9 protein-coding genes are annotated in these 8922 nt (G+C 66.4%); 3 read left to right on the plus strand and 6 right to left on the minus strand.

Annotation, left to right across the window (positions count from 1 at the left end):
- Window positions 1–292 precede the first annotated feature (292 nt).
- The 3 genes from ACI3EY_RS17165 to ACI3EY_RS17175 are packed head-to-tail and all read right to left on the minus strand — an operon-like array spanning window position 293 to window position 2845.
- Window positions 293–1117 carry an ABC transporter permease gene (locus ACI3EY_RS17165; RefSeq protein ID WP_405041267.1) on the minus strand — a complete coding sequence of 275 codons (825 nt, stop codon included), beginning with the start codon at window positions 1115–1117 and terminating at the stop codon, window positions 293–295.
- Window positions 1110–1877: an ABC transporter permease gene (locus ACI3EY_RS17170; protein WP_405041268.1), complete on the minus strand. Its 768-nt coding sequence runs from the start codon at window positions 1875–1877 to the stop codon at window positions 1110–1112. Before ACI3EY_RS17170 ends, ACI3EY_RS17165 begins: the two co-directional genes overlap by 8 nt.
- Window positions 1877–2845 (minus strand): ABC transporter ATP-binding protein, encoded by a 969-nt coding sequence (locus ACI3EY_RS17175; protein ID WP_405041269.1) that lies wholly within the window; start codon window positions 2843–2845, stop codon window positions 1877–1879. The genes ACI3EY_RS17170 and ACI3EY_RS17175 overlap by 1 nt, the downstream gene beginning before the upstream one ends.
- A gap of 52 nt (window positions 2846–2897) precedes the next feature.
- On the opposite strand from ACI3EY_RS17175, the gene ACI3EY_RS17180 reads away from it, so the two are divergent.
- Window positions 2898–4343 (plus strand): LuxR C-terminal-related transcriptional regulator, encoded by a 1446-nt coding sequence (locus tag ACI3EY_RS17180; protein WP_405041270.1) that lies wholly within the window; start codon window positions 2898–2900, stop codon window positions 4341–4343.
- Between the two features lie 522 nt (window positions 4344–4865).
- Here the strand turns inward: ACI3EY_RS17180 and ACI3EY_RS17185 are convergent.
- Window positions 4866–5579 carry a DinB family protein gene (locus ACI3EY_RS17185; RefSeq protein ID WP_405041271.1) on the minus strand — a complete coding sequence of 238 codons (714 nt, stop codon included), beginning with the start codon at window positions 5577–5579 and terminating at the stop codon, window positions 4866–4868.
- Here ACI3EY_RS17185 and ACI3EY_RS17190 point away from each other — a divergent pair.
- Window positions 5478–5960, plus strand: coding sequence for a GrpB family protein (locus ACI3EY_RS17190; RefSeq protein ID WP_405041272.1), 483 nt, complete (start codon window positions 5478–5480; stop codon window positions 5958–5960). The two genes, ACI3EY_RS17185 and ACI3EY_RS17190, sit on opposite strands and share 102 nt — an antisense overlap.
- A gap of 32 nt (window positions 5961–5992) precedes the next feature.
- Here the strand turns inward: ACI3EY_RS17190 and ACI3EY_RS17195 are convergent, their stop codons facing one another.
- Both ACI3EY_RS17195 and ACI3EY_RS17200 read right to left on the minus strand, forming a co-directional pair.
- Window positions 5993–6748, minus strand: a complete 756-nt coding sequence (locus ACI3EY_RS17195) for an N-acetyltransferase (RefSeq protein ID WP_405041273.1) — start codon at window positions 6746–6748, stop codon at window positions 5993–5995.
- A 332-nt stretch (window positions 6749–7080) separates the two neighbouring features.
- A complete protein-coding gene (locus ACI3EY_RS17200) occupies window positions 7081–7551 on the minus strand; it encodes an SRPBCC family protein (protein WP_405041274.1) in 471 nt (156 codons plus the stop codon).
- Window positions 7552–8179: 628 nt separating this feature from the next.
- Here ACI3EY_RS17200 and ACI3EY_RS17205 point away from each other — a divergent pair.
- Window positions 8180–8920, plus strand: coding sequence for a hypothetical protein (locus tag ACI3EY_RS17205; RefSeq protein WP_405041275.1), 741 nt, complete (start codon window positions 8180–8182; stop codon window positions 8918–8920).
- Window positions 8921–8922: the final 2 nt, after the last annotated feature.

Genomic DNA, 8922 nt, shown 5'->3' on the forward strand with positions numbered 1-8922 from the left:
GCTGCCGGTATCCACGGCTGCGCTTCGTGCGGCTCCTGGTGTCTCCGAGTACGGCCGGGAGCGGCCGATCGTCACTACTCGCTGTGGTCAGCCAAGGGCTCCGTGGTCAATGCCCAACCGGACCTTACGCTGCCCCCCTGAAGTCGGTGGGTGCGGTAGGGCTGCCCCCCAAGCTCGCGTCTGACGGGGCCAGCCCGGCGACCATGACCGTGGCGAACCGTTCAGCAGTCTCGACTGGAGGATGGAGTGTCTTCGGACGCGCCCGCAAGTCTTCTGCCTGGGCATGGGGGTGTCATTCTGCGTAGTCGATGCTGCCTTGGCGTCGGCCTGTCTCGCCGAAGTGGGTGAAGGCGAGGATGGCCAGGACGTACCAGATGAGTCCGAGAAGGAGCGTGGTCCCCAGCAGGGGCAGGATCTCTGCCGAGGGTCCTTGGTTCTGGACGATCCTGATCGCGTGGAGTGCGTGGGTGACCGGAAGGGACTGTCCGACCGTCTCCAGCCATACCGGCCAGGTGCTGGGGGGCACGGTTGCACCGCTGAGCAGCATGACCCCTAGGACTGAGACGTTGGAGGTGACGTTGCGCCATCGTGGACCGCGCAGGACGAAGGCGGCCAGGGTGAGGGCGACGGCATACATGGTGACGGCGACAACCGCGAGCAGCGGCACGACCAGGAGTGCAGCCCCCGGTGACCAGGTGAGTCCGAAGAGCGGGCCGATGGCGAGCAGAACGATGGAGCCGGTGGCGATACCGCTGGGCAACCATTGCAGCGATCGGCCGACGAATACGGGCCACAGCGGGCCGGGGGCGGCGGTGAGCAACGCTAGGGTGCCCGCTCGGCGTTCCCAGGTCGTGGACGGGATGGCCATGAAGCATTCGGTGACGGTGGCCATGACCGTTTGGCCGATGAAGAGGTAGATGATCGCGTCGCGGTCGTCGAGCAGGGTGCCGATAAGGGCGAAGAAGATGACCTGCATGATGACTCGTCCCAGCCAGCCTACGGTCCAGGTGAGCGGGGTGTAGATGGTGCGCAGGTCGGCCATGGCACCGCGGGCGGCCGCCAGGATGATCCGTGCGTGGTTGATCGTGGTCGTGGAGGGCAGGGTGGTCTCAGGCATGGGTCAGGCTTCCGGTGGTGCGGACGCGGGCCAGGGCGCGGTGAAGCAAGTGGTGGCTGAGGGCGTACCCGGCCAGCCCGAGCACGGCGATAGCACCCAGTGCCAGCCAAGGGCCGCTCAGGGCTTCGGGAGTGAGGCTGTCCCGGAGCAGGTCCGATGACCAGGACAGGAACACCAGCCGGGTGAGCGGGTGCAACCAGTCGGGCAGCATGCTCACGGGGACCAGCACGCCACCCAGCACGTAGAAGGGGTAGCTCAGGGAGTTCTGGAAGGTCCGGGCCGAGCGGGTCAGGACGAAGACCGAGGCCATGACCCCGGCCCAACCTGTCATCGCCCATGCAGTGACCAGAACGGTGAGGACGAACATGCCGGGGTGGGAGACCGGCAGCAACTGTCCGGTGAGCAGCCATCCGGTGAGCCAGCACTCGGCGAAGGCGAGGAGCGACAGGGTCGTCACTGCGCTGATCCGGCCGAGCATGACGACGTCGAAGCGGCCAGGCGCGCCCAGCAGCCCTTCCAGGGAGCCGTTCTCTCGCTCGTGGGTGATCAGCTCGCCCGAGGTCTGGAGGGACAGACCCCACAGTGCGATGAGCGCAGGGGCGAGGACCCCGTAGGCGGTGAGATCCCCTCGGCCAGCGTGCTGGAAGATCGTCACGAAGACGATGGTCTGCAGGGGTGCGATCAGCAGGGCCAGGAACCAGTCGGGGTTGCCGCGCATACTCTGCAGTTGTAGGCGCCAGCCAGCGAGGTACAGACCCATCAGACGTCCATCCCCCGTGCGGTCCCGTCCCGGTCCGACAGCAGGCCGAGGTAGACGTCTTCCAGGTCCGAGTTCCCTGTCGTGACTGAATGGTGGCCCAGCGACAGCACGGTCCCGACCACGTCCGAGAGGACGCCTGTGTCAACGATCAGGTCGGTGGTCCTCGCCTGGTCGTCGTGCTTGGCGTCGACCTGGGGCAGCGCCCGGACGAGGCGGTCATGGGAGGCGGGTGTCAGGTCGTGCACCCGGACCTGCACACCGCCCTGGGTACGCAGCGCGCGGACAGTTTCCGGGGTGCCGGTCCCGACGATCTTGCCAGCGTCGATGAAGGTCACCGTGTCGCACAAGGCCTGAGCCTCGGCCATGTCGTGGGTAGTGAGCAGGACGGTGCGACCCTCTGCGCGTAGCGCACTGATCAGGCGGCGGAACTCGTGAGCAGAGACCGGGTCCATTCCCACCGTCGGTTCGTCAAGCAGCAGCAGGGGCGGGTCGGCCACCAAGCCCCTGGCCAGGTGCAGACGTTGCTTCATCCCCCGCGAGAAGGTCTCGACCAGCTCGTCGGTCCGGGCCGTCAGACCCAGGCGCTCCAGCAGCTCATCGACGCGGGCGCGCGTCAGCGACCTGGGGACGCCGTTCATCGAGCACCAGAACTCCAGGTTCTCGCGGGCGGTGAGGCGACCATAGAGGCCGCGGTCCCCACCGAAGACGATGCCGATCATGCGGCGCACCTGGTTCGCATCCCGCTCCACCTCGTGACCATGGACGAGGAGCTGTCCGGATGAGGGCGTGAGCACCGTGCTCGCGATCCGGCACAGGGTGGTCTTTCCAGCGCCGTTGGGCCCGAGTAGTCCATGGACAGCGCCGGAGTCGAGGCTGAGGTTGACGCCGTCCAGGGCGATCCGGTCGGGACGACCACGGACTCGGTAGGTCCGGGTCAGGCCATCTGCGCGCAGTGCGGGGGTACTCACCCGAGCGAGCATGGTGGAAGACGCAGAACCCGCTCTAGTCAATAATGCGTAGGTGACGATTCAGGAGGTTCACGAGCTGCTGTCCAGCAGCCACCGCGCCTGGCGGGCAGGCCACGGGGACGAGGCATGGGCTGCGCTGGCAGAAGCTGGGTCCCTGGCTGGAGAGGACGAGACGCTACGCCTTGGCGTCCTGGCGGCACGCGCCGGCCTCCACCTCTTGGCTGAACAGCCCGAACCGGCGGCCCACGTGGCCCGTGAGGCGATCACCGTGGCTAGACACCTCGCCAGCCACCACGACCTGGACCGCTGGTCGCACGAAGCTCTGGCCCATGCCCGGGTGACTCTCGCATCGGTGGCCGACGATGGACCGTTCGCGGCGGAGGGAATGAGTCTGTCGGAGGCCCTCGAGGTGCTTGACGCCATCGCACGGGACGCTCACCTGACTGGCACAGGGGTGGCCTCCCGTGCCGTCAACAACGCTCTCGTGATGCGACTGCACGAGCTAGCCCCCACGATGCGGTCGATACCGTCGCAGGTCGAGGCCTGGATGCGGGTGAGCGAGGCCAAGACCTTGCTACGGGGCAACCCGGAACCGGGCAACCTTCTGCGGGTCGCAGTGGACCTTGGCGTGGACTGCGGACAGTGGGAGCGGGCTTGGAGCAGCGCTCGGGAGCAGATCGCTGACGAGGACGACCGGAATGAGGTGGTCGCCGTCCTCACCAAGGCCGCGCTCCTGGCCTGGCACCGGGGATGGTCCGAGCAGGCACGCCAGCTGGGCTCCCGCGCCCATACATTATCCGTTGCGGTGGACCTCCCGTGGGTGCGTACCTACGCCTACCTCGGTGGGGTACTCGCAGCCACTGCTGGAGCGGGTGACCTTGGGTCCGCCCTGCGGGCGTATGCCCGGTGCACTACCCCGGAAGGTCACGCCTCACGTCCGCACCGTGCCTGGCTGGCCGCCTGGATCGCACTGGAGAGTGGGCATCCCACCACGGCTGTCGAGGAGTTTCTGGTCCTGGCCCTGCCAGGGGGACTCGCAGGGGCGACAGACGAGGCGGCACTGATCCTGGCAGACCTCCGAGGCGAAAACATCGACCCGGAACGCGCCCAGCGAGTCCTCGACCGTCGACTTCCAGCACCCTCGCAAGCACGCGTTCACCTGGCGCTGGCACGCACCTATCGACGGGAGGGACGGTTGGCTGCGGCCTCGCATGAGCTCGGACATTCCCGTGCACTGTTGCGCGACTGGCCCGGCTGGCTGCTTGACCAGGTCGAGCAGGAAGCGATCCAGGTAGAGCAACCCCTCGTCGCCACTCAGGCACAGGCGCGTGTCCTCGACCTCCTGGTCGAAGGATTCAGCAACCGTGAGATCGCTCTGCACCTCGACCTGAGCCCACGCACCATCGCAGTCCACATCGCATCATTACTCCGCACGAACGCGTTGACGTCCCGGACGGCACTGGCTGCTCAGCACCTACGGTCACAACGCGGAACCTGACGCCCAACACGGCGTCGCCGATGCCCGCTCGTCTCCAACGCTCCGCAATGTCGGTGGCAATCGCGCCGCGGCATGAGCGGTCGCGAGACCGAAGGCGCCGGGGCGAGAACCTTTTGTGTCCCGCTCCGCCCAATCTTCTATCCGGCGTCATCCGCATTCGGCGCGGGGAGCCAGCGCCGGGAGCGCAAGATTGCCACCCAGCCGAAAAGCCAGCAGGCGCCGATGATGTAGTTGACCCAGGCTAGGGGGTGACTGAGGCCTTCGCGCCAATTCCAAACGACGCCGACGGCGATCGAGACGACGCCCAGCACGAGGTATGGCCACCGCATCCAGGCAGGCAGTCCGACATCCGTTCGTCTTTGCGTCCCCGCGTGGGGGTCCGGAGCGCGGGACACTGCCGAAACGCTACTGCATAGTGTGGAACGGAGAGCACTGCTGCACCAACCGGTTACACCTGTGCCACCCGGTCGTTGCGGGGGCACCGCACGAGGGTGAACTCGGTGTCGGTCTTGTGGCAACGCGTCACGAGTGGAGATTGGCTCGGCGCATCTTCACCTGGTTGATCTCGGTGAGGTTCTTCGTCAGCTCGACATTGACCCAGGATGCGACGAACCACAGGGGCTGGGGGTCTGGCATCAGCCAGTCCACAGGGTCATCCAGGTCGGTGGCAGCCAGGAGCGTGTCCCACTGCTGCTTGGCCGTTGCGATACCGGCCGTGCCTCCGCTCCAACGGTGATCCTCCGGCGCGATCGGCGTTCCGTCGGTGACGCGGGAGATGGTGTCGCTCCACCACCACTCGATGTGCCATAAGAGCCACGCGATGGTCACCTCCGGCAGAGGAGGGTTGTCCTCGTCAGGCCAGTCCGCGACCCAACCGTCCTGCCGTCGATGAACGGTACAGACGTTCGTTGAAGGCTCCCAGAGCGCTAGCTCCTCGTCGATCTCGCCGAGGACGAACTCCTCGGCGAAACTCCACATGATGCTGAGTTGGCGCTGGAGAAGTAGCCTGCGATCCGCGTCGTTATGCATGCCTCCATCCAACCCGACGGCCATGCGCCGGGTCCCGCGACCCGCAGCGGAATCACGCATAGTGAGCGCGGGGACAGCCATACTGGCGAGGTGGATGCCGAGCGTGTGGAGCTGGTCGAGTGTCGTCCTGTCGAATGGGCTCAGCGTTTCCAGGGGCTGGTCGGAGAAGTGCGTAAGCTTGTCGGGGATGAGGTTCGCATCGAGCACATCGGGTCAACGGCGGTCCCAGATCTGCCGTCGAAGGATGTCGTGGACGTCTTGGTCGGAGTGGCGCCTGGTCACGTCGCAAGCGTTGGCAACCGTCTGCTTGTCGGCGGCTTCGTCCTCGAGGGTCAGCGCGAGGGGCATGAGTGGTTGACTCGCCGGAAGTCAGGTCGGCGAGTGTGTGTGATCCATGTCGTGGAGAGCGACAGCAGACAGTGGCTCAGACGGATCGCCTTTCGCGACCTCCTGCGCCGAGATGCAGACGCCCGGGCCGAGTACCTCCAGACGAAGAGGGCGGCACAGGCCGAGACCTCGGGTTGGAACGACTACACGCACGCCAAGACCGCAACGGTCCATCGACTCCTCCGCACAAGGTCGACCTGACGACCATCGGCAACGTAGTGCGTCTCTTGCGCTCAGACTGGTTGGCCGGGACGTGTGTTCTGCCACTCGATGATTGTCTGAACGGGCTCACCCCCGTGGTGGGTGACCATCAGGTGTGAATCGTGATTGGTCGCGTCGGTCTCGGCCGTGATGTGGGTGACGCCCCTGGCGTACAAGGTCCCGGCGATCTGCTGGACGAGGGTGAGTGCCAGTCGGGTGCGGCGCCAGGGTCGCGTGACCCCTATGCACCCTAGTCTCGGCTCGGGGGAACGGTTCCAGACGCGGATGAGTCCGTCCAGGCTTCCGCTCTTCGAGTGCTGAGCCACCAGGTACAGGGCTGGATCGAACTCTGGGTCGTCCAGCGACGCGGTGAGTTGCGCACCAGTGCCCACCCACCCACCAGTTCCGGGAATGTCGCGCCGGATGCTGTTGTCCAAGGCTGCGACGGAGTGCGCTTCCAACGAGGTCACGGGGACGATCCGATGCACCGTCCGCACTGACGGTCTTGCCAGGAGTGCCGCCACCGGTAGCCTCCACACTGTCTCCGACCTCGCGGGCGTGAATCCGGCCCGGCGCAACACCGAATCGACCTCAACGCTCTGACCGCCCGGCCGGGACACCAGCAGCGCACCGCTGAGGTCCGAGGTCACCATGGACAGCAGAGCCGCCCATGCCGCGACACGGTCCTCCGGCAACCGGATCGACCAGGCCCCGTCAGGACGCTGCACAGCCTTCATGACCGCTCCGTCCTCCGTGGACCAGCTCCTCACCCCGTCGCGGTCGTTCATGCCCGCATCCTCGTGGACTGGCCCCCGTTCAAGCCACTGCTTTACCTGGGCACCTCACCCCCGGGACAATGGACCCACCAACACGCCCCGGCTCAGCGGCAGGCCCTCTACGCAGCGAGACGACCCGCGGCATGTGCGTGCGTTCGGCGGCGCATCACCGGGGTCTACTTGCAGCCCTTCTCGAACCCGTGAGGGACGACCCGTGTGGTGCCTTACCGGCTGCTCGGCCGCGAACGGAACCCTACTCGGATGCCCCTTGGTGGTGCGCCTGTCGACGTTCATCCTCTGCGATCGCCTACGCCAACATGTGTCGCGCGCTAGGGGCGACTGCATTACGCGGTCGTTCCTGTCGCCTCTGCCAGAGCTTTGATGTGGGCTGCCCGCTGGCACAGGAGCCGGCGCAGGTAGGGAGCGAGGAGGATGCGGCCAGTGACAGCGCCGAGGTATCCGAAGGGCGCGGTGATGTGTAGTCGGTCTGTCATGCGCGTGTGCTCATCGGTCACGGCGTCGAAGAGGTGCTCGTGGCGCAGGGACGTGAAGGGGCCGCTGGTCTGCTCGTCAACGAATCGTCGAGGACGCTCGTACGCGGTGATGCGACTGCTCATCCGCCATGGCACACCGAAGTGGTGGGCGCGGAACGTGACCTCGTCGCCGAGCTGCAGCGCGCGCCGCCCGTTGAGAGTCACGGCTCGTTCACGACTGCCAGCGAGAGATGCAGCGTGGACATCAACATCCAGTTCCAGATCGAAGACCACGGCGCAGGGTGCAGCAATCTCGGTGATGACCTCGATCATCTCGGGCACACCCCGAAGCCTAGACCTGCCCCGCAAGGACAAGCCCTCCAAGCAGCGACGAGCCGTCGCCTGCCCTGGAAGAACGACAGGGGCGCCTCGGCGGGGTTCAACCTCGCCGAGACGTGTACGGGCGGCCCAACACCATGACGACCGCGATGACGACCCCGATGGCCAGGATCCGTAGAACGTCCGACTGCGTCGCCTCATGGACAACGGCTCCGGCGATGTATGCCAGGCCACTTGCTGCCGCGCCGAACACAACGACCCGCACCGTGCTCGACCGATCAGCCCTCTCTTGGGCGGGGGGATCGTTCTTGATCACGCGCGCAGCATCCCACGACCCAGCGCACGCGGTCCGTCCGCAACACGGCCAGATGCTCCTTCGGGTGCCACCTCGCGGCGACGTATTGTCCGGGACCGATCTGGGTAGCTGCTTCGGGAGCGGGTTCAACTCGGAGTCCGAGCATGTGCCCATATGGGACTGCCGCACCGACACCTGACACCTGTGCTGCACGTCGGTTGGGTGACGGACACGCCTCGCAGGCGGCCCTCTGGGGCGTGGGCCGAGGGCCTCGTCGGCGGTTTCCGTGCGAGTGGTCGATCCGATTCTTCGTATTCGTCCTGCCAAACTGTCGCGATGACGTACTCACGGGATGAAGGCATTGCTGCGCTCGAACCCCTGCTGAGCGGGCGGGGGTTCGCCGACGGATTCCGGCTCATCGCGGTACGTCCTGAGAGTGCGCACCTGTTGGTGCTGTTCCGGTGGCGCAGGAACCGGCACGTGTTCGGCGTCGTGATCCCGTGGTCTCCGGGTGTGGGCTTGAGTACCGGTGAGCCGGTTGCCTCGGCTGAGCAGTGGGCCATCGAGGTGTCGTGGTGGCTGGCCGAGGAGTTGGACACCGGGTATGTCGGTCGGGCCCAGCGACGCCAGAGGACCGGCTACATCGAACTTCACGGGCCAGAGTATGAGCACGACCGCCGGTACTCCGTCTCCCGGGTGTTTGGGGATGGCGCGTGGTTGGCCCATTTCGGCTGGGATGTCAGACTCCCTCGAGAACTTGCTGAGCGCGGAATGCTCATCACCTGGCTTCGGGCCAGCGTGAGAAACGCGCGCGGTGAGCCGGTGGTCGGTCAGGCTGTCGTCAGCAGGCACGCGAACGGCGACGCGCAGCTCGCCGCGCTGGACATCGCTACTGGCACGCCAGAGGCCGTGTCTCGCGACCTCGCCTGGGTATGTGTCCATCAGGCTGGAGACGACGGCGCAGAGCGCATCCAGGTCTCGAGGGCGCAGGCTCGACTGCTTACCGGCATGGGCTTTCGACCTGTCAGCGCCGACGGCGTCTGGCTAGACACGAACCCCCTCAACATCCACACCTGAGG

The sequence above is a fragment of the Serinicoccus shuyuelongi genome, from assembly GCF_045032955.1.
Lineage (GTDB): Bacteria > Actinomycetota > Actinomycetes > Actinomycetales > Dermatophilaceae > Ornithinicoccus.

Coding starts and splice junctions, on each gene's coding strand:
- ACI3EY_RS17165 (WP_405041267.1), bottom strand. CDS start 1,117: ATGCCTGAGACCACCCTGCCCTCCACGACCACGATCAACCACGCACGG.
- ACI3EY_RS17170 (WP_405041268.1), bottom strand. CDS start 1,877: ATGGGTCTGTACCTCGCTGGCTGGCGCCTACAACTGCAGAGTATGCGC.
- ACI3EY_RS17195 (WP_405041273.1), bottom strand. CDS start 6,748: ATGAACGACCGCGACGGGGTGAGGAGCTGGTCCACGGAGGACGGAGCG.
- ACI3EY_RS17205 (WP_405041275.1), top strand. CDS start 8,180: ATGACGTACTCACGGGATGAAGGCATTGCTGCGCTCGAACCCCTGCTG.